At 59.1% G+C, this 24,098-nt stretch carries 26 protein-coding genes and 1 riboswitch; of the genes, 15 read left to right on the top strand and 11 right to left on the bottom strand.

What is annotated here, in order from left to right; translation table 11 throughout:
- Positions 1-32: 32 nt before the first annotated feature.
- Positions 33-1,031, top strand: a complete 999-nt coding sequence (locus ACYZT2_RS23860) for a methyltransferase (protein ID WP_461967893.1) — start codon at positions 33-35, stop codon at positions 1,029-1,031.
- A 41-nt stretch (positions 1,032-1,072) separates the two neighbouring features.
- A riboswitch (yybP-ykoY riboswitch) is annotated at positions 1,073-1,196 on the top strand.
- Positions 1,197-1,287: 91 nt separating this feature from the next.
- On the top strand, positions 1,288-1,872 hold the full coding sequence (locus tag ACYZT2_RS23865; RefSeq protein ID WP_461973235.1) for a TMEM165/GDT1 family protein: 585 nt from the start codon (positions 1,288-1,290) through the stop codon (positions 1,870-1,872).
- A 149-nt stretch (positions 1,873-2,021) separates the two neighbouring features.
- Here ACYZT2_RS23865 and ACYZT2_RS23870 read toward each other — a convergent pair whose 3' ends face one another.
- A complete protein-coding gene (locus ACYZT2_RS23870) occupies positions 2,022-2,840 on the bottom strand; it encodes a M48 family metallopeptidase (protein WP_461967895.1) in 819 nt (272 codons plus the stop codon).
- 274 nt (positions 2,841-3,114) lie between these two features.
- Here ACYZT2_RS23870 and ACYZT2_RS23875 point away from each other — a divergent pair, with 274 nt between their 5' ends.
- Positions 3,115-5,256 carry a methyl-accepting chemotaxis protein gene (locus ACYZT2_RS23875; protein WP_461967897.1) on the top strand — a complete coding sequence of 714 codons (2,142 nt, stop codon included), beginning with the start codon at positions 3,115-3,117 and terminating at the stop codon, positions 5,254-5,256.
- Positions 5,257-5,395: 139 nt separating this feature from the next.
- Here the strand turns inward: ACYZT2_RS23875 and ACYZT2_RS23880 are convergent, their stop codons facing one another.
- Genes ACYZT2_RS23880 through ACYZT2_RS23890 form a run of 3 tightly spaced genes read right to left on the bottom strand, consistent with a single transcriptional unit; the run spans position 5,396 to position 6,507 of the window.
- Complete coding sequence (locus ACYZT2_RS23880; protein WP_461967899.1) at positions 5,396-6,019, bottom strand: SOS response-associated peptidase; 624 nt, start codon at positions 6,017-6,019, stop codon at positions 5,396-5,398.
- A 35-nt stretch (positions 6,020-6,054) separates the two neighbouring features.
- Positions 6,055-6,315, bottom strand: a complete 261-nt coding sequence (locus ACYZT2_RS23885) for a putative signal transducing protein (protein WP_461967901.1) — start codon at positions 6,313-6,315, stop codon at positions 6,055-6,057.
- A 9-nt stretch (positions 6,316-6,324) separates the two neighbouring features.
- Complete coding sequence (locus ACYZT2_RS23890) at positions 6,325-6,507, bottom strand: CPXCG motif-containing cysteine-rich protein (RefSeq protein WP_461967903.1); 183 nt, start codon at positions 6,505-6,507, stop codon at positions 6,325-6,327.
- A 142-nt stretch (positions 6,508-6,649) separates the two neighbouring features.
- On the opposite strand from ACYZT2_RS23890, the gene ACYZT2_RS23895 reads away from it, so the two are divergent.
- On the top strand, positions 6,650-7,813 hold the full coding sequence (locus tag ACYZT2_RS23895) for a 1-acyl-sn-glycerol-3-phosphate acyltransferase (protein ID WP_461973237.1): 1,164 nt from the start codon (positions 6,650-6,652) through the stop codon (positions 7,811-7,813).
- Positions 7,814-7,989: 176 nt separating this feature from the next.
- Here ACYZT2_RS23895 and ACYZT2_RS23900 read toward each other — a convergent pair whose 3' ends face one another.
- Positions 7,990-8,268: a hypothetical protein gene (locus ACYZT2_RS23900; RefSeq protein ID WP_461967905.1), complete on the bottom strand. Its 279-nt coding sequence runs from the start codon at positions 8,266-8,268 to the stop codon at positions 7,990-7,992.
- Between the two features lie 193 nt (positions 8,269-8,461).
- Here ACYZT2_RS23900 and ACYZT2_RS23905 point away from each other — a divergent pair, with 193 nt between their 5' ends.
- Positions 8,462-8,668, top strand: coding sequence for a hypothetical protein (locus ACYZT2_RS23905; RefSeq protein WP_030129737.1), 207 nt, complete (start codon positions 8,462-8,464; stop codon positions 8,666-8,668).
- Between the two features lie 276 nt (positions 8,669-8,944).
- On the opposite strand, the gene ACYZT2_RS23910 is transcribed toward ACYZT2_RS23905, so the two are convergent.
- Positions 8,945-9,529 (bottom strand): YajG family lipoprotein, encoded by a 585-nt coding sequence (locus tag ACYZT2_RS23910; RefSeq protein WP_038981596.1) that lies wholly within the window; start codon positions 9,527-9,529, stop codon positions 8,945-8,947.
- A gap of 205 nt (positions 9,530-9,734) precedes the next feature.
- On the opposite strand from ACYZT2_RS23910, the gene ACYZT2_RS23915 reads away from it, so the two are divergent.
- Both ACYZT2_RS23915 and mqo read left to right on the top strand, forming a co-directional pair.
- Positions 9,735-9,968 (top strand): hypothetical protein, encoded by a 234-nt coding sequence (locus ACYZT2_RS23915; RefSeq protein ID WP_461967908.1) that lies wholly within the window; start codon positions 9,735-9,737, stop codon positions 9,966-9,968.
- A 739-nt stretch (positions 9,969-10,707) separates the two neighbouring features.
- Positions 10,708-12,216, top strand: coding sequence for a malate dehydrogenase (quinone) (gene mqo / locus ACYZT2_RS23920; RefSeq protein ID WP_461967910.1), 1,509 nt, complete (start codon positions 10,708-10,710; stop codon positions 12,214-12,216).
- A 155-nt stretch (positions 12,217-12,371) separates the two neighbouring features.
- On the opposite strand, the gene ACYZT2_RS23925 is transcribed toward mqo, so the two are convergent.
- The 3 genes from ACYZT2_RS23925 to ACYZT2_RS23935 form a co-directional block, all read right to left on the bottom strand.
- Positions 12,372-12,659, bottom strand: coding sequence for a PA4642 family protein (locus ACYZT2_RS23925; RefSeq protein ID WP_461967912.1), 288 nt, complete (start codon positions 12,657-12,659; stop codon positions 12,372-12,374).
- Positions 12,660-12,722: 63 nt separating this feature from the next.
- A complete protein-coding gene (locus ACYZT2_RS23930) occupies positions 12,723-13,208 on the bottom strand; it encodes a hypothetical protein (RefSeq protein ID WP_461967914.1) in 486 nt (161 codons plus the stop codon).
- 177 nt (positions 13,209-13,385) lie between these two features.
- Positions 13,386-13,943: a hypoxanthine-guanine phosphoribosyltransferase gene (locus ACYZT2_RS23935; protein WP_253552804.1), complete on the bottom strand. Its 558-nt coding sequence runs from the start codon at positions 13,941-13,943 to the stop codon at positions 13,386-13,388.
- A gap of 175 nt (positions 13,944-14,118) precedes the next feature.
- On the opposite strand from ACYZT2_RS23935, the gene upp reads away from it, so the two are divergent.
- Both upp and ACYZT2_RS23945 read left to right on the top strand, forming a co-directional pair.
- Complete coding sequence (gene upp / locus ACYZT2_RS23940; protein WP_008011992.1) at positions 14,119-14,757, top strand: uracil phosphoribosyltransferase; 639 nt, start codon at positions 14,119-14,121, stop codon at positions 14,755-14,757.
- 2 nt (positions 14,758-14,759) lie between these two features.
- On the top strand, positions 14,760-16,034 hold the full coding sequence (locus ACYZT2_RS23945; protein WP_461967917.1) for a uracil-xanthine permease family protein: 1,275 nt from the start codon (positions 14,760-14,762) through the stop codon (positions 16,032-16,034).
- A 130-nt stretch (positions 16,035-16,164) separates the two neighbouring features.
- On the opposite strand, the gene hemH is transcribed toward ACYZT2_RS23945, so the two are convergent.
- Positions 16,165-17,187 carry a ferrochelatase gene (hemH, locus tag ACYZT2_RS23950; RefSeq protein ID WP_461967919.1) on the bottom strand — a complete coding sequence of 341 codons (1,023 nt, stop codon included), beginning with the start codon at positions 17,185-17,187 and terminating at the stop codon, positions 16,165-16,167.
- Positions 17,188-17,195: 8 nt separating this feature from the next.
- Positions 17,196-18,104 carry a TIGR01777 family oxidoreductase gene (locus ACYZT2_RS23955; RefSeq protein WP_461967921.1) on the bottom strand — a complete coding sequence of 303 codons (909 nt, stop codon included), beginning with the start codon at positions 18,102-18,104 and terminating at the stop codon, positions 17,196-17,198.
- Positions 18,105-18,300: 196 nt separating this feature from the next.
- Here ACYZT2_RS23955 and ACYZT2_RS23960 point away from each other — a divergent pair, with 196 nt between their 5' ends.
- The 6 genes from ACYZT2_RS23960 (at position 18,301) to ACYZT2_RS23985 (ending at position 24,035) form a co-directional block, all read left to right on the top strand.
- Entirely contained in the window at positions 18,301-19,287 is a 987-nt protein-coding gene (locus ACYZT2_RS23960; RefSeq protein WP_461967923.1) for an NAD(P)/FAD-dependent oxidoreductase, read from the top strand.
- A gap of 154 nt (positions 19,288-19,441) precedes the next feature.
- A complete protein-coding gene (locus tag ACYZT2_RS23965; protein ID WP_461967925.1) occupies positions 19,442-20,401 on the top strand; it encodes a YbgA family protein in 960 nt (319 codons plus the stop codon).
- Positions 20,401-21,342 (top strand): MerR family transcriptional regulator, encoded by a 942-nt coding sequence (locus ACYZT2_RS23970; RefSeq protein WP_461967927.1) that lies wholly within the window; start codon positions 20,401-20,403, stop codon positions 21,340-21,342. Before ACYZT2_RS23965 ends, ACYZT2_RS23970 begins: the two co-directional genes overlap by 1 nt.
- A 34-nt stretch (positions 21,343-21,376) precedes the next feature.
- The gene (gene phrB, locus ACYZT2_RS23975; protein WP_461967929.1) at positions 21,377-22,825 is read left to right on the top strand and encodes a deoxyribodipyrimidine photo-lyase; all 1,449 of its coding nucleotides are present in this window, start codon (positions 21,377-21,379) and stop codon (positions 22,823-22,825) included.
- A gap of 67 nt (positions 22,826-22,892) precedes the next feature.
- Positions 22,893-23,669, top strand: a complete 777-nt coding sequence (locus tag ACYZT2_RS23980; protein ID WP_461967931.1) for an SDR family NAD(P)-dependent oxidoreductase — start codon at positions 22,893-22,895, stop codon at positions 23,667-23,669.
- A 60-nt stretch (positions 23,670-23,729) separates the two neighbouring features.
- The gene (locus ACYZT2_RS23985) at positions 23,730-24,035 is read left to right on the top strand and encodes a YkgJ family cysteine cluster protein (RefSeq protein ID WP_007905822.1); all 306 of its coding nucleotides are present in this window, start codon (positions 23,730-23,732) and stop codon (positions 24,033-24,035) included.
- Positions 24,036-24,098: the final 63 nt, after the last annotated feature.

The following is a 24,098-nucleotide window of genomic DNA, read 5'->3' on the forward strand; positions in this document are numbered from 1 at the left end:
TAAACTGCGGCACTTTTTTTCAGGAGCAGAGTATGGATCCGCGCAGTGAAGTACTGCTTCGTCAGGCCGAGTTATTCCAGGGTTCGGTGCTGCTGGCCGGTTTGCCCGCCGATGATTTGCTGGGCCGCTTGCCCGATGCCCACGGCTGGTGCTGGCACGCCGGCGATCAAGCGGCGCTGGACGCCCGTTTCGCCGAGCGCAGCCATTTCGGCGTGAATGCGCCGGAGCGCGAGTTCGACAGCGCCGTGGTGTTTCTGCCCAAGTCCAAAGACCTGACCGACTACATCCTCAACGCCCTCGCCTCTCGTTTGGCCGGCCGTGAGTTGTATCTGGTGGGCGAAAAGCGCAGCGGCATCGAAGGCGCGGCCAAGCAGCTAAACCCCTTCGGTAAACCCCGCAAGCTCGACAGCGCACGGCATTGCCAGCTCTGGCAGGTCACCGTGGCCAATGCACCCGAAGCCAAGTCGCTGGAAAGCCTGGCCCAGGAATATGAACTGCCACTGGCCGAAGGCCCATTGAAAGTGATCAGCTTGCCGGGCGTGTTCAGCCACGGTCGTCTGGATCGCGGCAGCGCCCTGCTGCTGGAACATCTGGATAAACTGCCCAGCGGCCACTTGCTGGACTTCGGTTGCGGCGCGGGTGTGTTGGGGGCGGCGGTCAAGCGGCGTTATCCGCACAACCAGGTCACCCTGCTCGATGTGGACGCGTTTGCCGCGGCCAGCAGTCGCCTGACCCTGGCCGCCAACGGCCTGGACGCGGAAGTGATGACCGCCGACGGCATCGATGCCGCGCCCATGGGTTTGAGCGCGATTTTGAGCAATCCACCGTTCCATGTCGGCGTCCACACCGATTACTTCGCCACCGAGAACTTGCTGCGAAAAGCGGCCAAACATCTAAAAAACGGTGGCGAACTGCGCTTGGTAGCGAATAGCTTTCTGAAGTATCAACCGCTGATCGAAGAGCATTTGGGCGCGTGTGCGATCAAGGCTGAAGGACAGGGTTTCCGAATCTACCGGGCCAAGCGCGGCTGATAAATAAGTGCTTGCCTAACGGATTCTGCCTAGGCAGAATTCGCTCCGTCCTAGGGGAGTAGTCTCCCACGAGCGCCATGCTCGTCCGGCATACGTCAACATACTTGGTCCTCAGACCATGGCGTATGCGACCCAAGCGTCCGCATTAGACGGATCGCAGGGTTTGACAAGACCTATGACACGAACACCTTACCCGGGGCGGGAAGGCTGTACGTGTCATAGCCGTGTCGACCCGCCCCTTAGGAAAACCCTGATGATGTTGGACTCTCTGCTCGTTCCCACCGCAATCGTTGCCTTGGCCGAAATCGGCGACAAGACGCAACTGCTCGCGCTCATTCTCGCCGCACGTTTTCGCAAACCCTGGCCGATCATCGCCGGCATCGTCGCCGCGACCCTGGCCAACCATGCGGCAGCTGGTGCGGTAGGTGCCTGGTTCGGCAGTTTCTTCTCGAATGCGACGTTGCACTGGATCCTCGCCGCGAGCTTCGCCGCCACCGCGCTGTGGACGTTGGTGCCGGACAAGATGGACGAAGACGAAGCCAGCACCGCCCGCAAGTTCGGGCCGTTCCTGACTACGCTGATTGCGTTCTTCCTCGCGGAAATGGGCGACAAGACTCAAGTCGCTACGGTGATGCTTGCCGCGCAATATCCGGATTTGTGGCTGGTGATCATCGGCACCACCGTCGGGATGTTGATTGCCAACGTGCCGGTGGTACTGGCAGGTAACTTTGCGGCGGACAAACTGCCCTTGACCCTGATTCGTCGCCTGGCGGCGTCGGCGTTCATGGTCCTGGCGATTGTTGCGGTGTACAAGGCGATGGAGAGCAGTGGGTGGGTTTGACGCTGTAGGTCGTTAGACCGCGTTATCGTTCTTCGCGGGCAAGCCACGCTCCCACAGGTTTTCGGTCGATTACATAATGTGTGTACGACACAAAACCTGTGGGAGCGAGGCTTGCCCGCGAAGGCGTCAGCGGCATCAACGCCTATCGATCAAGATTTATTGGCTTTTTCATATAACGGCATGACTTTAGGAATCGCCGCCTGCAAGGCAGCAATCCGACTGGCCGACGCCGGGTGAGTGCTCAAGAATTCTGGCGGCGCGCCATTCGAGGCTTTACTCATTTTGTTCCAGAGCGAGATCGCGGCGTTCGGGTTGTAACCGGCGCGGGCGGCCAATTCGAGGCCGATCAAGTCTGCCTCGTTTTCATTGCCGCGACTGTTGGGCAAGGTCATGCCGTATTTGGCCACGGTGTCCGCCAGGGCCAGGCCGCCCTCACCCAGGCCGAACAACGCACCAGCACCCTGCTTGGCCATTTCGATACCGTAGGCCTTGGACATCGCTTCACGACCGTGCTCGCGCAAGGCGTGAGCGATTTCGTGGCCGATGATGGCGGCGATTTCGTCGTCGGTGAGTTGCAGGGTGTCGATCAGCCCGGAGTAGAAAATGATCTTGCCGCCAGGCCCGCAGGAGGCATTCAGCTCGTCGCTCTTGATCAGGTTCACTTCCCATTGCCACTGGGCCGAGTCCGGACGGAACACCGGCGCCTGGGCAATCAGCCGCCTGGAGATCGCCTGGACGCGCTTCGCATCGTTACTGGTTTTATCCAGCACGCCTTTGCTGCTCGCCTCCCCGACGGTCTTTTGATAAGACTGGGCGTACATCTGGTTGACCTCGGAGGTCGACAACATGCTGAACATGTATTGCTTGCGCTCAACGCCCACGGCGCCACCGCTGGTGGTGTTGACCGACTGACAACCGGCGAGCAGCAGACCTGCGCTCAGTGCACACAAAACCAATGTCTTATTCATCAAGAAACTCCCTGGAAACATGCCGGGTATCCTAGGTGGGGATTTGTATCGGCGCCAGATACAACGGACGTGTAGCACGTACATTTCAGACAAAGTCCTTATCACTGTAGGAAAATTTTCACATAACAGCGCCCGCCACGGCCGATCACGGTCAGCAATGATTCATTTGCGACATCCAGCACCCCAAAACAGCCAATTCGTCATGCGTCGTTCATGACCTTCCAGCTTCCTGCCGATACAGCACCGCAGATGTCCTCTTGCGTGCGGAGCACCCATGAAATTCAAGTCGATCCAGTTTTCCGTTGCCGCCCTGGCCGGCGCCATTGTGCTCAGCGTGGTTGCAGCCCTGGTGCTGTATGCGCTGTTTTCCGGCGCCCGGACCCAAGACATGGTCCAGCAGCGGACTCAGGCGCAGTTCGAGCAAGTCATCGAACAACGCCTGACGTCGCTGGCGCAAACCCAGGTCAGCCAGATTCAGCGCGAACTCGAAGCACCGCTGCTGATTGCCGGCGGGCTGGTTCGCGTCAACGCGCTGATCGGCACCCCCGGCGCCGATGGCCAGCCACAGTTGAGCCTGAGCCGTGAGCAACTGATCAGCCTGATCAAGGAAAACGTCGCCCGGAACCCGAAAATTCTCGGCACCTACATCGGCTGGGAAAAAAACGCACTCGACCACAATGATGCGGCCTACGTCGACACTCCAGTGGTCGGCATCGACGCCAGCAACGGGCGCTTCCTGCCGTGGTGGTTCCGTAATGAAGACGGCAGCCTGGGCCTGGACAAACTGGTAGACGTCGACGACCAGAAAACCCTCTCCACCGGCGTGCGCGCCAGCGAGTACTACCTGTGCTCCAAAGAAACCAAAAAATCCTGCGTGATCGATCCGGCGCCCTACAAGGTCGGCGACAAAATCGTCATGCTCGCCTCTTTCATTGAACCGATCATGCTCAACGGCGCGTTTCAGGGCATCGTCGGCGCCGACCTGTCGGTGAACTTCATCCAGGAAATGCTCCTGGGGGCGAATCAGAAACTGTACAGCGGCGCCGGGGAAATGGCGTTGATCGGCGGTAATGGCCGGATCGTCGCCTACACCAAAGACCCGAGCAAATTCGGCGAAAAGGTCAGCGACATACTCGACAGCAAGCAGATTGCCAACATGGCCAACCTCAAGCGCGGCGAAGTGACTTACACCGTCGACAAGGCCCAGGGCCGGATCGAGTTGTACCTGCCGTTCGGCATCGGCCAGACCGACGCCCGCTGGACCCTGATGCTGGAACTGCCATTGACTGCGGTGATGGCCGATCTGCAAAAACTTCAGGGTGATCTGGATGCACAGCGCAAATCCGACACCTTTGGCATGGCCATGGTCGGTCTATTGATTGCCGGTATCGGTTTGTTGGTGATCTGGCTGGTGGGCCACGGCATTGCTCGCCCGCTCAAGCAAATGGTCGCGATGCTCGACGACATTGCTCAGGGCGAAGGCGACCTCACTCGCCGACTGACCAGTGACCGCGCCGACGAATTGGGCTCGATCGCCAAGGGTTTCAACACGTTCCTGGCCAAGTTGCAGGCGATGATTACGCAAGTGGTGACGTCGGTGCAGAGCGTCAGCGACTCATCGGAACATACCGCCGACATCGCCATTCGCACCAACATCGGCGTGCATAAACAAATGGCCGAGATCGATCAGGTCGCGACCGCCGTGCATGAAATGACCGCCACCGCCCAGGATGTCGCGCGCAATGCGACCCAGGCTGCGCAAGCTGCCAGCCATGCGGATCAAGCAGCGGCGCAGGGCATGCAAATTGTCCGGGATACGTCGAATTCAATTGGCGTACTGGCGGTGGAAATCGGCAAAGCCGTCGGCGTGGTGCAGACCTTGGCCAAGGACAGCGAAAACATCAACGCGATTCTGACGGCCATTCGCGGCATCGCCGAGCAGACCAACCTGCTGGCCTTGAACGCGGCCATCGAAGCGGCGCGGGCCGGAGAACAGGGCCGTGGCTTTGCGGTGGTAGCCGATGAAGTGCGCAACCTGGCGCAGAAAACCCAGAAGGCCACTGAAGAAATTCAGACCATGATCCAGCAACTGCAGCAAGGCACCCGCGATGTGGTGCGGGTCATGGAAGACAGCCAGAACCGCACCGACGAAAGCGTGCAGCATGCGGCAAAAGCGGCCGAGGCGCTGGAGACCATTACGCAGGCGGTGTCGGTGATCAACGACATGAACACCCAGATTGCCAGCGCGGCCGAGGAGCAAAGCGCGGTGGCCGACGACATTAACCGTAACGTGATCAACATCGGGCAAGTGGCCAATGAAGTGGCCGGCGGAGCGGATGAATCGAGCGCGGCCAGTGCGGATTTGACCAAGTTGGCGGAACAGCAGCGGCGGTTGATCAATCAGTTCAAGGTTTAACAATTTCGGGAAGGTCCTGCGGACCTTATCGCGAGCAGGCTCGCTCCCACAGGGATATTTGGGAACACATTATTTGTGATCACCGAAGATCAAATGTGGGAGCGAGCCTGCTCGCGATGAAGCCAGCACCGCCGCCTCATCAACCCGGCGTCAAACACTCCGGCCCATTGAGCTTCGGATCATTCACCAGATTCGCCAGCACCCGCTCACGTAATGCCGCGGGCTCACTGGCAAGCAACGCCTGCAAGGCATGCAACGGGGTTTCCGGGTTGAGCCAGGCGTCCTGACCCGCCGCATCCAAAATCAACGGTCGACGCTGACTCGAGGCCGGCTGGGTGATCACCGCCGTACTCAGCCACACCTGCTCCTGCACCGGATACGCCTCCCAGATCGCCGCGAAGAACAGCGCCGAACCCTCCCCCGGGGTCAGCCAGTAGGGACGTTTGCGGGTGGTGCCGCGCCATTCGTAAAAACCATTGGCCGGCAGCAGGCAACGACGCAGGCGCAAGGCTTCGCGAAACATCGGTTGTTCGGCAACGGTTTCGGCGCGGGCATGGGCCGGGGTGCGGGACAAGTCGGTCAACCATGGCGGCGTCAGGCCCCAGCGGGCACGGGCCAACTCACGTTGCCCGTCTGCGCCGGCACGCAACATCAACACCGACTCGTTTGGGGAGATATTCCACTGGGCCTGCTGATCGGCGGGGAATCCGGGCAGGGCCGCGAAGGCGGGGTTCCAGCGAAACAGGGCATAACGTCCACACATGGGGCAATACGACTCTTGATCAAACGAACGTCAGCCTAACAGACCAGCGTGCCGGGAAAACTGTCCGGTTCATCGCTGGACAGTGGCAGCGCGGCATTGTACGCGGAGATCAGCTCCCGGGCGTATTCGGCCTGATCGTTATCGACCGATAGGCCCAGCAGGCCGAACATCGGCAACTCCCCGGTGCCGCCGACCAAATCACGCCCAACCAGATGCGCCTCGATGCCCTCGCTGGCGAGCATGCTCTGCAGCAATTCGCCTTCCATCAGGTTTTCCGGTTCGTAGATTCGCTGCATACGCCTTCCTTACTCGTTTTCGCTGTAAACCTCGAGCATCCATTCCGAACCATCGGTTTCGAGATGAAACTTAATCGGCCGACAACAGACCGGACAGTCTTCGATATATTCCTGATCCCCACCGGACAGGTCCAGAAGTGCCTCGGATTCTTTACCACAATATGGACATGTATAGCGCTCGGTTTCCAGCATCGCGGTCTCCCAGGTGACTTGTGCGTATAATCGCCGGTCTATTTGCAGGGCTATTTTTGTCTGGCTAACTTTTCAGACCGTGCCCCGTTGGTTTTCGATCAAAACCTTTACTTACCCTAGCCGTTTCTAACAAGAGAGCATGATGGGCGAATTCGATGCCATCCGACCTTACGACGACAGCGAAGTCCCGGCAGTACTGAACCGGTTGCTTGGTGACAAGGCGTTTCTAGATATCCTCATCCACTTCCGCTTCCCGCGTTATGCCGGTGCCTTCGGCTGGATGCTCAAACCTCTTATAGCTCATCGGCTGCGACGTGAGTTCGCCGGCATCACGTCGGTGGCCACCTTGCAGGACAAAGTCGAGTTTTACGTCGACCACACCATCGAGCGCGCCACGGACGGGGTGACCTACACCGGCGTGGAGCAATTCAAGTCCGGCAGCGCCTACCTGTTCATCGCCAACCACCGCGACATCGTGATGGACCCGGCCTTCGTCAACTATGCCGTGTACCACGCCGGCCTGCCGACCCCACGCATTGCCATTGGCGACAACCTGCTGCAAAAGCCTTTTGTCAGCGATCTGATGCGCCTGAACAAGAGCTTCATCGTGCACCGTTCGATCACTGGTCGCCGGGAAAAAATGGCGGCGTATCAGCTGTTGTCGGCGTACATCAACCATTCGATCCGTAACGATTGCGCCTCGATCTGGATCGCCCAGGCTGAAGGCCGGGCCAAGGACGGCGACGACCGCACCGAGTCGGCGATCCTCAAGATGTTCCACATGAGCCGCAAGGACGAGCCGTTCGGCGAAGTCATCCGTTCGCTGAACCTCACCCCGGTGTCGATCAGCTACGAATACGACCCGTGCGACCAGGCCAAGGCCCGCGAGCTGTACATCCGCGCCACCACCGGCAGCTACAGCAAGGTGCCGGGCGAGGATGACGTCAGCATCGCCAAAGGCATCACCGGTTACAAAGGCCGGGTCCACGTGAACTTCGCCGCGCCGATCACTGAACTGTTCGAAGACACCAAGCAATTGGCGATCGAAATGGACAAGCAGATCCTCAGCGGTTACCGGTTGTTCCCGGCGCACTACCTGGCCTATGCGCAGTGGAAAGACGCCGACCCGCAACTGCAGGTACCGAAAGCAGCCGAGGTGTTTGCGGCGGATGAACTGGCCAAGGCTCAGGAAGAATGGCAGGGTCGGCTGGATGCTTGCCCGGAGGAGCACCGTCCGTTTCTGGTGCTGCAATATGCGACACCGGTGCGTAATCAATATCGGGTGAAGGCCGGGTTGCCGCTGTAAGGCAATGGGCTGGATACGACAACGGCGCCTTCGGGCGCCGTTTTTGTTTGTGTTGCAAGATCAAAAGATCGCAGCCTGCGGCAGCTCCTACGGGGAATTGCGCATACATGTGGAATATCGTGTGTACTCGGTCAATGTAGGAGCTGCCGAAGGCTGCGATCTTCTGATTTTGAAATCTAAATCCGCGTGCTGATCCACGACACCAACAACGCCATCCCGAGGCAGGCAAACCCGAAGCGGTAGAAAAACCGGTTCATGCGCAGGGTCGCCCAATCCAGCGTTGGCTCTTCACTGGGACGACTTTGGCGCTGCGCCTCGATACTGGCCAGGGCGCGCTGTTCGCGACGACGGGTGGCGTGCAGTAACCAGCCGCCCGGGAAGGCGAACAGCAAGGCCAGCAGGTTGATCAATTTGGCAGGATGAGCGGTAAAGAACGAAATCAATTGCAGCGACATCACAAACCTCAGGCAAAACCGATGTGGCGGACGTCAACCGACGACCGCGGCGCGAATTCTACCGAAAGCGCTCCGGCCTGCCCCGGCTTTCCGACAAATAACGAAACCATTTGGCCGATTGCTGTCCTGTGTCACGGCGCCGTCATCTGAATCCGCCAGTCTGTCGCCCCTCGAAACCGACACGGACCCCGTCATGCTCCACGCCGAAAACCAGGACCGCCTCTACCTCATTGCCCAAAGCGACGAACAACAAACCTTAGTCGGCAGCCTCGCCTTCAACGTTCAGGACCGGCATTGGCTGGTGTATTGCGCGCTGGGCGGGCATCAACATGCGGATTTACCGGAGGCGGATTTGCTGACGGGGGTGAGTGTTCTGGATTTCTATTCGGAGGCGGCTTAGGCGTCTGCTCCTACTGTAGGAGCGAGGCTTGCCCGCGAAGACGGTCCAACATTCAACATTGATGTCGACTGACGGACCGCTTTCGCGAGCAAGCCCGCTCCCACAGTTGAACGGTGTACATCTGCAAGGGATTGGTCGGCTGTCAGGCCGTCTTCGCGGGCAAGCCTCGCTCCTACAGGTGAATCGTGAGCAGGTTCGCTTCCACAATGAATCTGTGGACACAAAAAAACCCGGCGCCATCACTGACACCGGGTTCTTTAAACAAGCCGCAAACCGTTACTCGGCAAGCACCTGACCAATCGTCGGGTCCTTGAACAAGCGGGTCAACGCATCACTCAACACATCACTGACCAGCTTGGTATTGGTTTCCTGATTCGGTGCCATGCCAAAACGCTGATCCAGCGACGCACCGTAGCGGCCGCTATAACGACGGTTGGCATTCTGCACATCCGAACGGAACGTCGCGCCAATCGTCGCCTCAGTCACATACATGCCTTCCTTGGGCGACTGGTACTTCAGCTCGGCCAGGGTCACCGTCAATTGCGGTGCATTCAGCGCATTGGCCGTCGGGGTAAAGCCCAGCAAGCGCACGGCCGCTTCAGCCTGAGCCTGCAACTTCGGCAGAATCTGCGCGCCCTGCACGGTGATCGCGCTGGTCTCCGGATACAGACCACCACGAGTTCCCAGGGTTGGCGACGGACGACCATCCACCACACGCACCACCACCGGCTGACCACGGCCGACCGGCGCCAGCTGAGCCGTCAGCTTGGGTTCCGGGTTCAGTTGTTGCGGGCTGTGGGCGCAGCCGACGAGGGTCAAACTGGTCACAGTGATCAAACCGAACAACAGGCGTTGCAACATGCTCTTCTCTCCAGAATCAGGCACAAACAGGCCCGCAGTATAGCGGTGCGCCACTGCGGCGAACTAGCGTCCAGCAACGATTACTGAAATCTCTGACAAACCCGGCACAGCGCGGCTCCTGTCACACATCTGTCACCGCCCATACACATGCACGTCATCGCTCAGTGGCAACCTTCACGGCAGTCACCCCACAAGGTACTTTGCCATGCGTTTTCTCATCTCGCTGTTCACGCCACGCCCACTGCATCGCTGCTTTGCCCTGCTCGACCGCAATGGCCACTGCCAGGCGTTCAAACAATGCAACCTGCAGCCCATGGGCGATGGCTGGGTCGAAATCGAAGAAATCCGCCTCAACTGGCTGCACCATCCGCTGCCCGCCAGCGCCCGTGTCAGCCAGCGCCAGCCACGTGCGCGGGCACAACACCTGTTGACCACCTGACCGGACACCTAATAAAAGTCATTAAACACGACCATTTCCCTGCGTTTCTTCGTTACAATCTCCCCCCGATTATAAGGACGTCTCCTGATCGGGCCTCGCAGCATCGTCAATGCCTCGGTATTGACACCCCCGCACCGCCCACAGAGAGCCGCCCACACAGATCGAGTGAAGCTGGCGCGCTTGCTGTTTCTTGAGCAAAACACCACTTTTCGCGAATCTGCAGAGCTGTCATTACGCTCGGTCACTGAGCTGTTTGCCCGTTTTGCCTGTCATGTACCCCATGGCGGCAATCCATCCGGGCACGGTGCCAGGCTGGGACAGCCCTTTTTTGAGGTTCACGTCTTCAAAAGAGCGTGAAAAAAACGGGTTTTCACAACTTCACAAGAGTGTGGCGAGCAAATGAATAGTTTTGCGTCTGAACATGCACCATTAGCGTCTACAACAGCCCAACGACACAGGACCGAGTATTCCTCGAACACCGGAGCCTGAAGCCTGTCCGCTACGGATTTGGTTGCACAAACGGATGTCTCGACCATAAGTCGAATTGCCAGCCGCGTGCCGAAATGAGTTCATGTGACTCTTGAGGCCAGGCCGCATGCATCCGTCGAAGTTGCGAAAAATTGCGAAGATTCGGACATGGCGATCCTGGCCATGGGTACTTGGGGCATCACTGACACGCCCCGGAACGCCTGGCAGCTATGCCGACAATTTGGTGCTGCAGATTTTGGAGACGCGTTAAATGGCGCATAACGAAGCAGTCGACGTAGTACTGGTTGGGGCCGGCATCATGAGTGCCACCCTTGCTGTACTGCTCAAAGAGCTCGACCCCGCGATCAAGCTGGAAGTCGTCGAGCTGATGGATTCCGGTGCCGCGGAAAGTTCCAACCCGTGGAACAACGCCGGTACCGGTCACGCCGGGCTGTGTGAGCTGAACTACACGCCACAGGCCGCCGACGGCACCGTCGACATCAAGAAAGCCGTGCACATCAACACCCAGTTCGAGGTGTCGAAGCAGTTCTGGTCCTACCTGACCAGGAAAGGCACATTCGGCTCGTGCAAGTCGTTCATCAGCCCGGTGCCGCACCTGAGCTTCGTGCAGGGCGACGACGGCGTCTCCTTTCTCAAGGAACGCTTCAAGGTGCTGAGCAAGCACCACGCCTTCTCGGACATGGAATACACCGAAGACAAGGCCACCATGGCCGAGTGGATGCCGTTGATGATGCCAGGCCGCCCGGCTGACGAAGTCGTCGCCGCCACTCGCGTGATGAACGGCACCGACGTCAACTTCGGCGCCCTGACCAACCAACTGCTCCAGCACCTCACCAGCGCACCCGATGCCCAGGTCAAGTACTGCAAGCGTGTGACTGGCCTGAAGCGCAACAACGGTTTCTGGACTGTCAGCATCAAGGACGTCAACAGCGGCAATACCCGTGAGGTCGATGCGAAATTCGTGTTCCTCGGCGCTGGCGGAGCGGCACTGCCACTGCTGCAAGCCTCGGGCATCGAAGAAAGCAAAGGCTTCGGCGGTTTCCCGATCAGCGGCCAATGGCTGCGTTGCGACAACCCGGAAGTGGTCAAGCACCACCAGGCCAAGGTCTACAGCCAGGCTGCGGTAGGTTCGCCACCGATGTCCGTGCCGCACCTGGACACCCGAGTGGTCGATGGCAAGAAGTCCCTGCTGTTCGGGCCTTACGCCGGTTTCACCACCAAGTTCCTCAAGCACGGTTCGTTCATGGACCTGCCAATGTCGGTCCGCGCCGGCAACATCGGCCCGATGCTGGCCGTGGCCAAAAACAACATGGACCTGACCAAGTACCTGGTCAGCGAAGTGATGCAGTCGATGGAGCAGCGCCTGGAATCCCTGCGTCGTTTCTACCCTGAAGCGAAAGCCGAAGACTGGCGCCTGGAAGTGGCCGGCCAACGGGTGCAGATCATCAAGAAAGACCCGAAGAAAGGCGGCGTTCTGCAGTTCGGTACCGAACTGGTCGCGGCCAAGGACGGTTCCCTTGCCGCCCTGCTTGGTGCTTCGCCAGGCGCTTCGGTGACTGTTTCGATCATGCTTGAGCTGATCGAAAAATGCTTCCCGAACAAAGCGTCCGGTGAATGGGCTACCAAGCTGGCGGAAATCTTCCCGGCTCGGGAAAAGGTTCTGGAAACCGACGCTGCGCTGTATCGCAAGATCAATGCGCACAACAATGTCGCGCTGGAACTGGTTGAAGCCAGTAACGAGACCGAAAGCTACGCTTGATTCGGCCGCATAAAAAACGCCCCGTCCTCATTGAGGGCGGGGCGTTTTTTGTGCCTTTAAAAGATCGCAGCCTCGCTTCGCTCGACAGCTCCTACAGGTGTGGGCGAACCATTTGTAGGACCTGTCGAGCGCAACGAGGCTGCGATCTTTTGATCTTAACCGCGAGCCTTGCTGATCAGCTCGATGTACTCGGCCGCATTGCGCTGATCCTTGATCAGGGCGACAAAGTCATTGCCGTGCTCATCCTTGCCATCCAGGTCACAGCCGGCTTCAACAAAGAATGTCAGAAAACGCTCGAAGTCATCGATGCGCAGGCCACGGTACGCCTTGATCAGTTTGTGCAGCGACGGTGAAGTGGCGTCGACCGGCTCAAAATCGAGGAACAGCTTGATCTGCTCATCGCCGATCTCGTCACCAATCACTTGCTTCTTATCTTTACGCATTGCCGACTCCAGCTCGCAGACATTTCACGGGGCGGGCAGTTTACCCCCGCGCAGGCGCCAGGCTCAACGCGGACGAACGCTGCCTGTGTGCAAATCGGCCCAGATATGGCCGTTGGCGTAGCTGAGGAACTGGCAATACACCGTGTCATTGCGCAACAAGTCGATCACCACCCGGTATTGGGCGAGCGGGTAATAGAGCGTCAAGGTTTTGCTTTTTTCGTCGTAGATCGGCTTTTTCAGGCTTTTGCTTTCGCCATCAAAGTTGACCAATACCTGGCTGATGGTCGCGCCCTTGTTCAAGGATTTTCCCTTGAGACGGATCAGCAAGGGCGATGTAACCGGGATAGGCTGTTGGTTGGACTGGCGCTGGCTGCCGATCACCACCGAATAGTCGGTGATCTGCAACAGTTGTTGCTGCTCGGGTTCGGCGTCACGCAGGGTCAGGTCGTCTGGAGGCAAAAACTGCGCATGCATCGGCGATGGAGCGGCGGCCAGGGGCAGGCTGAGGGTCAGCAACAGGGCGGCGCAGCTGCGGATCAAAAGGCTCATGAATGGCTCCGGGGGCGGGGCCGAGCACTGTAGCATGGGTGCATGGAAGTGGATCTGTGAACACAATCCATTGTGGGAGCGAGCCTGCTCGCGATAGCGTTGGCACATCCAACATAACGTTGCCAGACAGACCGCTATCGCGAGCAGGCTCGCTCCCACAGGAATTCGCGTCGGGAGTTACATGCCTTTAACAGCAAAAATCCCGTTAGCGTTACGCCAGTAGCCTTTGTAATCCATGCCATAACCGAAGATGTAACGGTCGATGCACGGCAGGCCGACGAAATCGGCTTTCAGGTCCGGGCGAGCCTTGCGGTCGTGGTCCTTGTCGATCAGCACGGCAGTGTGCACGGCGCGGGCGCCAGCGTGTTTGCAGAAGTCGATGATCGCGCCCAGGGTGTGACCTTCATCGAGGATGTCGTCGATGATCAGCACGTCACGGTCGATGAACGAGACTTCCGGCTTGGCTTTCCAGAACAGGTCGCCGCCGCTGGTTTCGTTGCGATAACGGGTGGCGTGCAGGTAGGACGCTTCCAGTGGGAAGTTCAGATACGTCAGCAGCTTGCCGGAGAAAATCAGCCCGCCGTTCATTACGCAGAACACCACCGGGTTACGTTCAGCCAGCTGATCGTTGATTTGTGCACCGACGCGGGCGATGGCCGCCTCGACTTCAGCTTCGGTGTACAGGCAGTCAGCCTCTCGCATGATTTGACGGATATGCTCGAGATCAGCGGACATGGCGCTCTCCAGGGGGATGGTAAAGGGAGGGACGGTTCAGGAAAAGCGGGCAAAGGTACGCATCAAGCGAGGCCAGATCAAGCGTTTGTGGACTAACGTTCTGTATGTCTATAGGACAACACCCTCGGATAGATTAATCTAGGCCGGTTTTTTGCCCGCCGCCGGAGCCTTCCCCATGCCCATCCTCGAGATCCGCCATCCGCTGATCCGTCATAAACTTGGCCTTATGCGCCGCGCCGACATTAGCACGAAGAATTTCCGTGAGCTCGCTCAGGAAGTCGGTGCCTTGCTGACCTATGAAGCCACCAAAGACCTGCCGCTGGAAAGCTACGACATCGAAGGCTGGTGCGGCACGGTGTCGGTCGAGAAAATCGCCGGCAAGAAAATTACCGTGGTGCCGATCCTGCGTGCCGGTATCGGCATGCTCGAAGGCGTACTGAGCCTGATCCCGGGCGCCAAAGTCAGCGCCGTGGGCGTGGCCCGCAACGAACAAACCCTGCAGGCCCATACCTACCTGGAAAAACTGGTACCGGAAATCGACGAACGCCTGGCGATGATCATCGACCCGATGCTCGCCACCGGCAGCTCCATGGTCGCCACCATTGATTTGCTGAAAAAGGCCGGCTGCAAGGACATCCGCGCAATGGTCCTGGTGGCCGCCCCTGAAGGCATCGCCGCTGTGGGGAAGGCTCACCCGGACGTGATGATCTACACCGCTTCCATTGACGAAAAACTCAACGAACACGGTTACATCATCCCAGGCTTGGGCGATGCCGGTGACAAGATCTTCGGCACCAAGCAGAAGGACGCTTGAGCATGCAGCAAGAGTTCAACGATCCGCTCTGGCGCACAGTGCTGTCGGGTGCGCAGATGCTGTTCGTGGCCTTTGGCGCGCTGGTGTTGATGCCGTTGATTACCGGCCTCGACCCGAACGTGGCGCTGTTCACCGCAGGTTTGGGGACGATTCTGTTCCAGATCGTTACCGGGCGTCAGGTGCCGGTGTTCCTCGCCTCGAGCTTTGCCTTCATCACGCCGATCATTCTCGCCAAGGGCCAGTTTGGCCTGGCGGCGACCATGGGCGGCGTGATGGCGGCGGGTTTTGTTTACACCTTCCTCGGCCTTGCCGTGAAGATCAAAGGCACCGGGTTCATCGACCGCCTGCTGCCACCGGTGGTGATTGGTCCGGTGATCATCTCCATCGGCCTGGCCATGGCACCGATCGCCGCCAACATGGCGATGGGCAAGGCAGGCGATGGCACGGAGCTGATTCCTTACCAGACGGCGATGTTGATCTCGATGCCGGCACTGCTGACCACCCTGATCGTCGCGGTGTTCGGTAAAGGTATTTTCCGCCTGGTGCCGATCATCTCCGGCGTGCTGGTCGGTTTTGCCATGGCGTTCTATTTCGGGGTGGTCGACACCGCGAAGATTGCTGCTGCACCGTGGTTCGCGATTCCACAGTTCACGGCGCCGGAATTCAACTGGCAGGCGATTCTGTTCATCGTTCCCGTAGCCCTGGCCCCGGCCATTGAGCACATCGGCGGCGTGATTGCAGTGGGTAGCGTGACTGGTCGCGATTATTTGAAGAAGCCCGGCCTGCATCGCACCTTGCTCGGCGATGGCATTGCCACCACCGCGGCCGGTCTGTTCGGCGGCCCACCCAACACCACCTACGCCGAAGTGACTGGCGCGGTGATGCTGACCAAAAACTACAACCCGAAAATCATGACCTGGGCGGCGATCTTCGCGATCAGCCTGGCGTTCATCGGCAAGTTCGGCGCCCTGCTGCAAAGCATCCCGGTGCCGGTGATGGGCGGGATTCTCTGTCTGTTGTTCGGTTCGATTGCTGCGGTGGGGATGAACACAATGATTCGCCACAAGATCGACTTGGGCGAAGCACGCAATCTGGTGATTGTCTCGGTGACGCTGGTGTTCGGGATTGGCGGCGTGCTGGTCGGCACCGGTACCGGCCCGGACGATTTCGGCCTCAAAGGCATCGCGCTGTGCGCGGTGGTGGCGATTGCGCTGAACCTGTTACTGCCGGGCCATGACAGCTGGAAGCACAAGCAGGCGCAAGAGCCGTTGCTGTAAGGGTTTGAGCTCTTTGTTGTCAGTGCAATAGCTATCGCGAGCAGCCTCGCTCCCACATTTGATCGGTGTCGAACACAAAATCTGTGTTCACCGAATATCTACTGTGGGAGCGAGCCTGCTCGCGATGCTTTTAAAGCGCCAACGGCGCCCGTTCACACAATGCGTTCAACGCCTTGGCCCACTGCGGATCATCGTTGAGACACGGCACCAGCACCAACTCCTCCCCTCCCGCTTCGCGGAATTGCTCCTTCCCGCGATCACCAATCTCTTCCAGGGTTTCGATGCAATCGGCGACGAACGCCGGGCACATTACCAAGACCTTTTTCACACCACTTTTGGCCAACTCATCGAGGCGCGCTTCGGTGTAGGGTTCGATCCACTTGGCCCGCCCCAGACGCGACTGGAACGACACCGACCATTTGCCGTCCGGCAGACCCATGCGCTTGGCAAACTCTGCGGCCGTGCGCAGACATTGAGCGCGGTAACAGGTCGCGACCACTTCCGGCGGCGCTCCGGCGCAGCAATCGCCGCCACCTTCGAAGCTGTGTCCTGGGTTGAGCTTCTTCAGGTGCCGTTCCGGCAAACCATGAAAGCTCAGCAGCAGGTGATCGTAATCCTGCTGCAGATGAGGTTTGGCGCTAGCCACCAATGCATCGAGGTATTCCGGCTGATCGTAGAACGGTTGGAGAATCGAGAACTGCACGTCGAGTTTCTTCTCCCGCACCACCCGCTTGGCTTCTTCGATCACCGTGGTCACGGTGCTGTCGGCGAACTGCGGGTAGAGCGGCGCCAAAGTCACTTTTTTGTGCCCCAGGGCAGCCAGCCGCACCAGAGTCGATTCAATCGATGGCTCGCCGTAGCGCATCGCCAGTTCTACCGGCCCGTGGGTCCACTGCGCGGTCATGGCCCGTTGCAGACGACGGCTGAGCACCACCAGTGGCGAGCCGTCCGCCCACCAGATCGACGCATAAGCGTGGGCCGATTGCTCCGGGCGCTTGATCAGGATTGACGACACCAGCAAACGCCGCACCGGCCACGGCAGGTCGATCACATACGGGTCCATCAGAAATTGATTGAGGTAGCTGCGCACATCCGCCACCGAGGTGGAAGCAGGTGAACCCAGGTTGACCAGAAGCAACGCGTGATCGGTCATGCAACGTCCTATTTCTTAAGGCGGCTGGACAGATCGTCCAACGCCGCGCGCAAATCAGTGAACTGGAAAGTGAAGCCCGCTTCCAGCAAGCGAGCCGGCATGGCCTTCTGGCCACCCAGCAGCAACAATGACAACTCGCCCAGGCCCACCTTCAACACCAGAGTCGGCATCGGCATGAACGCCGGACGATGCAACACGCTACCCAACGTTTGGGCGAATTCGCGATTGCGCACCGGCTTGGGCGCGCAGGCATTATATGGACCGCTGGCCTCATTGCGGTGCAGAAGAAAATCAATCAGGGCGATTTGATCCTTGATATGAATCCACGACATCCACTGCCGACCATTGCCGAGCGGCCCGCCCAGCCCCAGTTTGAACGGCAACAACAGCCGCGACAAAAAGCCGCCCTCGGCGGACAGCACCAACCCGGTACGAATGAGAATCACGCTTATGCCCAAGGCTTCGGCGCGCTGCGCGGTTTCCTCCCAGGCGACGCACAACTGGCTGGCGAAATCATCGATGACCGGTGGCGATTCTTCAGTCAACTCCCGCTCACCAGCGTCGCCGTACCAACCGATCGCGGAGCCAGAAATCAAGACCTGCGGTTTCTGCTCGCGGCTTTCGAGCCAGGCCAGCAGGGTTTCGGTCAGGGTGATCCGACTGCTCCACAACAACGCCTTGCGTTTGTGCGTCCAGAGTCGATCGGCAATCGGTGCCCCCGCGAGGTTGATAATGGCATCCACCGGTTCTTGACCCAGGTCCTCAAGCCGTGCGATTCCACGTACCTGTGTGCCACAGACTTGGGCGACTTTGGCAGGCGTGCGACTCCACACCGTCAGGTGATGCCCTTGGCTCAACCAGTGTCGGCAGAGTTGACGTCCTATCAAACCAGTACCGCCGGTCAGCAATATGTGCATGACATCTTCCTCGCGTGGCGTTTTACCCGCATCACTAGTCTATTTTTATAAGCAGGGATCTTTAGTATCGGACAGGCTCTGTGCTTAACAATAGGCCAAGCTGCCAGAACGAGAACGCTAAAAGTTATACCAAAAAACAATATTGTACAGGTTTGAACCACGGCGTAGTCTGTACAGACAGGTAAACGAGGCCCCTATGACTGTACCTATCGCAATCATCGGCACCGGCATCGCCGGACTCTCAGCCGCCCAGGCCCTGACGGAGGCCGGGCATGTCGTGCAACTTTTCGATAAAAGCCGCGGCAGTGGCGGACGCATGTCGAGCAAGCGCAGCGATGCGGGTGCTCTGGATATGGGCGCGCAATATTTCACTGCTCGCGATCGCCGCTTCGTCACCGAAGTCCAGCGTTGGCAAGCCAACGACTGGGTCGCCGTATGGACGCCGCAGCTCTATACCTTCCACGGCGGCCAGCTCAGACCCTCGCCGGATGAACAGACTCGCTGGGTCGGCACGCCACGCATGAGCGCGATCACGCGCGGCCTGCTCGGTGATCTGGAAGTGCATTTCGCTTGCCGCATCACCGAGGTCTATCGCGGTGAAGAACATTGGCATCTGCAAGACGCCGACGGCTTCACTCACGGTCCGTTCAGCCATGTCGTCATCGCCACGCCAGCCCCTCAGGCGACCGCGCTGCTGGCGGCCGCGCCGAAACTCGCCGGGGCCGCTGCCGGGGTAAAAATGGAACCCACCTGGGCCGTCGCGCTGGCGTTCGACACACCGCTGGAAACCCCCATCGAAGGCTGCTTCGTGCAGGACAGTCCTCTCGACTGGCTGGCGCGCAACCGCAGCAAACCGGGACGCGACACCACCCTCGATACCTGGGTGCTGCACGCCACCAGTGCCTGGAGCCGGCAGCATATCGATCTGCCCAAGGAAGCCGTGATCGAGCAACTGCACGGTGCCTTTGCCGAACTGCTGCACGACGCCATGCCTGCTCCGACCTTCAGCCTCGCTCACCGCTGGCTGTATGCCCGGCCGGCCAGCAGCCATGAATGGGGTGCCTTGGCCGATGCCGATCTAGGACTTTACGTGTGTGGTGACTGGTGCCTGTCCGGCCGTGTCGAGGGTGCCTGGCTCAGTGGTCAGGAAGCCGCCCGCCGACTGCACGAACACCTGCAGTGAATTGAATCGGTCCAGCCCATCGCTGCTGTCGACATAGGCAGCAGCCCCGCAAAAACCTATACAAAAAATTTGACTTGTACATCTTTGAATCTATGATGAAGTACATGTTGTACAGACCTAACAATCTGTACAGGTCTGGATTCGAGGCGCTCCGATGCCCCCTACAGCCATGAAACCCAAAATCGCCATCAGCGCCTGCCTGATGGGAGCCGAAGTGCGTTACAACGGCGGGCACAAGGCATCACCTCTGTGCAGCCGCATCCTTACTGATTATTTCGATTTCGTCCCGGTGTGCCCGGAAGTCGCCATTGGCCTGGGTATTCCTCGCCAACCAATCCGTCTGGTCGGCAACCTGGCACATCCGGAGGCTGTCGGCACCGTCCACCCAGAGATCAACGTCACCCGGCCGCTGGCCGAGTACGGTCAAAAAATGGCGCTGGAGTTGGGCGACATCTGCGGCTATATCTTCATGCAGAAATCCCCTTCGTGCGGGCTGGAACGGGTCAAGGTCTACCACGCCAACGGCGCGCCAGTGGATGGCGGTAGCCGTGGTATCTACGCCCAAGCCTTCTGTGCATTGCATCCTGATTTACCGGTGGAAGAAGACGGCCGCCTCAACGACCCGGTGCTGCGGGAAAACTTCCTCACCCGCGTGTTTGCCTACAGCGCCTGGCAGCAGTTGCTGCAAACAGGCCTGACCCGGCGCGCCCTCACTGACTTTCACTCGCGCTACAAATACCTGCTAATGGCCCACAACCCGATGCAATACAAAACCCTGGGCAACTTGTTGGGCAACATGGGGCAGACCGATCCGCAAGTGCTCGGCCCGCGCTATTTCAGCGAGCTGATGGCGGCCCTGAAAAAATGCGCCACACGCCGCAGCCACACCAACGTGCTGCAGCACCTCAGCGGCTATCTCAAACAGGCCATCAGCCCTGCAGACAAACAGGAAGTGCAGCACATCATCGGCCAATACCGCCGGGGCATCGTGCCGCTGGTGGTGCCACTGATGCTGCTCAAACACTACTTTCGCCAACACCCGGATCCATACATTGCGCAACAGGTTTACCTGCAACCGCACCCGGAAAACCTCAGCCTGCGAAACGCGATTTAATGAAAAATCCACCGGACACCAGCGCCAGCGAAGACCTCGGCACCGACTTCAAGAAAGCCTTGGACGCTGGTTGGCTGCCCATTCGTGAAGTGGCCCGGCAGACCGGGGTTAATGCCGTCACCTTACGCGCCTGGGAACGGCGCTATGGGCTGATCGTGCCGCAGCGTACGCCCAAGGGGCATCGGCTGTTCTGCGCCGAACACGTTCAACGAATCCTGACGATCCTCACCTGGCTCAATCGCGGCGTGGCTGTCAGCCAGGTCAAACAACTGCTCGACACGCCTCAGGGGCTTACCGACCCCGTCGGGAACGATTGGCTGCTGCTGCGCCAGACACTGCTGCAAGCGGTCACTCAGCTAGCCGAACGCACCCTTGATGACACGGTGAATCAGGCGATGGCGCTGTATCCGCCACGCACCTTGTGTGAACGATTGTTGATGCCGTTGCTGGCGGAACTGGAACAACGCTGGCAAGGCCAGTTCGGCGCGCAGATGGAGCGAGTGTTTGTTTATTCCTGGTTGCGCAGCAAGTTCGGCGCGAGGATCTACCATAACAACCGTCAGTTACGCACCGCGCCGCTACTGCTGATCAATCACTCGGACCTGCCACTGGAGCCTCATCTGTGGCTCACCGCCTGGCTGATCAGCAGTGTCGATTGCCCGGTGGAAGTCTTCGACTGGCCGCTCCACGCTGGCGAACTTGCCTTGGCGGTCGATCACCTGCAAGCCCGCGGCGTACTGCTGTATTCCAGCAAAGCCATGAATCTTTCACAGCTGACGAAACTTTTGAATGGCGTCAGCTGCCCAAAAATGATTGCCGGACCAACGGTGTGCATTCACCACGCCGAGTTATCCGCAAAAACCGTCGCCATTGCTGACTTGTCCCTGGCCGAAGACCCGTTATCGGCCCATCTGGGCCTCATTCAGCGCGGGATCATCTAATGGCGATTTTTTAATGGCTCGTGCGGATACCACCATGCAATTGATCTGGCTGCGCAGCGACTTGCGTCTACACGACAACACCGCCCTCTCGGCCGCCGCAGCCCGCGGCCCGAGTGTGGCGGTGTATTTGCTGAGTCCACAGCAATGGCTGGCCCATGACGACGCGCCGTGCAAAGTGGATTTCTGGCTGCGCAACCTGAGCGAGTTACGCCATGCGCTGGACGCCCTGAACATCCCGCTGCTGATTCGCAAGGCGTCCCGCTGGGATGAGGCACCGAAGGTCCTGCTCGAGCTGTGCCAGCAATTGAAGATCGACGCAGTGCACGTCAACGAAGAGTACGGCATTCATGAAACCCGTCGGGATGCCGCGGTGGCCCAAGCCCTGAAAGCCCAAGGCATCGACTTTTACAGCTACCTCGATCAATTGCTGTTCAAGCCCGGCACCGTGCTGACCAGAACCGGCACCTATTTCCAGGTCTTCAGCCAGTTTCGCAAGGTCTGTTACGAACGCTTGCATGCCTCATTGCCGAGATTGGTTACCGCCCCCGCCATCCAGGCTCCGCTGGGTATCGCCAGCGACGAACCGCCCTCTCGTGTCGAGGGTTTCGACACGCCCAGCGACAGTTTGCGTGCTCTCTGGCCGGCCGGCGAAGCCGAAGCCCGACGCCGCCTCGATACTTTTACCGACGCACAGATCGACTATTACCACAGCGAGCGCGATTTCCCGGCCAAACCCGGCACCAGCCAGCTCTCGGCCTATCTCACCGCAGGGGTCATCTCCCCTCGCCAGTGTCTGCACGCCGCGTTGCGAAGCAATCAGGGGGAGTTCGAAGGCGGCAAGGTCGGCGCCGTTACCTGGATCAACGAGTTGCTGTGGCGCGAGTTCTACAAACACATTCTGGTGGGCTACCCACGGGTCTCCCGGCACCGCGCCTTTCGCCCGGAAACCGAAGCCCTGGCTTGGCGTGATGCCCCGGAAGACCTCGAGGCCTGGCAGCAAGGCCGTACCGGCCTGCCGATCATCGATGCCGCCATGCGCCAATTGCTGGAAACCGGCTGGATGCACAATCGCTTGCGCATGGTCGTGGCAATGTTCCTGACAAAAAACCTGCTGATCGACTGGCGTGAAGGCGAGCGTTTCTTCATGCGGCATCTGATTGACGGAGATCTGGCGGCGAACAACGGTGGCTGGCAGTGGAGTTCGTCCACCGGCACCGATTCGGCGCCCTACTTCCGGATTTTCAACCCGCTGAGCCAGTCGGAAAAGTTCGACGCCGAAGGGGTTTTCATTAAGCATTGGTTGCCGCAGATCAATGAAATGAACAAAAAATACCTGCACAATCCCGCGAGACTCGGCGGATTGTTCGGTGTGACGGATTATCCATCGCCTATCGTCAACCTGAGCACTTCCCGCGAACGGGCCTTGGCCGCGTTCAAGAACCTGCCATCCCGACAGGGTTTATCACTACCGGAATTAAATTGATGCCGGCGCATTGCATTATAAATACGGTGTTGAGCCGGAAAATTATCGGGTTAAAAAGGGAATTGGGATGAGTCTTACACCTCCAAGGCGATACTGGCTGACCGGCGCCAGCAATGGCATTGGTGCCGCTTTGGCCGAAAAAATACTGAAAACCGGTGCCCACCTGGCCGTCAGCTCCCGCTCATTGGCGCCATTGAAAGCCCTGTCTCAGCGTTATCCCGGACAGGTGCTGGTGGTCGCAGGTGATTTGACCAATGGCCAACGGGTGCGCGAAATCGGCGAGCAGATTGCCGAGCAATGGGGTTCTCTGGACACCATGATCCTCAACGCGGGTACCTGCGAATACGTCGATGCCAGTCAGTTCGACTCGTCAATCATCGAACACATCGTGCGTACCAACCTGCTTGCCAGCAGCTATTGCATCGAAGCTGCCCGGCCCCTGCTGCAGGCGGGCACTGCGCCGCATCTGGTGGGCATGGCCAGCTCGGTGACTTACCTGCCCCTGCCACGGGCCGAAGCCTATGGCGATGCAAAGCCCGGGTTGCGTCATTTATTTGAATCCTTGCGCATCGACGTGGCGCCGCAAAACATCGAAATGACCATTGTCAGCCCAAGACTTATCGATATCCCCCTGAGCAAAGACGTTCCAGAACACCTCGACTGGTCGGCGGACAAAACTGCGCGATACCTCTTCGACCTGCTCAAAGATCGGCCACTGGAGCTCCCCTTACCGGAACTGCTCATGCCTGTTCTTTGGCCTCTGCCGCAAAAGCCTGGCCAGACGGGACTGGAAATCGGCAAGCGCATGGAGCGAAACAATCCGCCGTTCGAGGATCTGCCGTAAAGCCTGAGCGTCCGTCAGGCCTTTCACACAGCGTGGGCCCACTGCCTTACACTGCGCGCCATGAAAACCATTCCCCACACGCAAATAGCCGAACCCGCGGTCACCTGCTCGACCTGCGCAGCCTGCTGCTGTCAGCTTGAAGTCATGCTGATCACCGACACCGGTGTGCCCGAGCGTTTTATCGATACCGACGATTGGGGTGGGGAAGTCATGTTGCGACTGGATGACGGCTGGTGCGCCGCGCTGGATCGCAACAGCATGATGTGCACCATCTACGAAAAACGTCCACTGATCTGCCGGGAGTTCGAAATGGGCGCACCGGAATGCATCACCGAACGCCAGGGGATTGCGACGGCGTATCGGTGAAAGGGGCAATTTTAGAGAAAGGTCAGCAGGCCTGACGCCTTCGCGGGCAAGCCTCGCTCCTAC

Source organism: Pseudomonas sp. MDT1-85, from assembly GCF_054898065.1.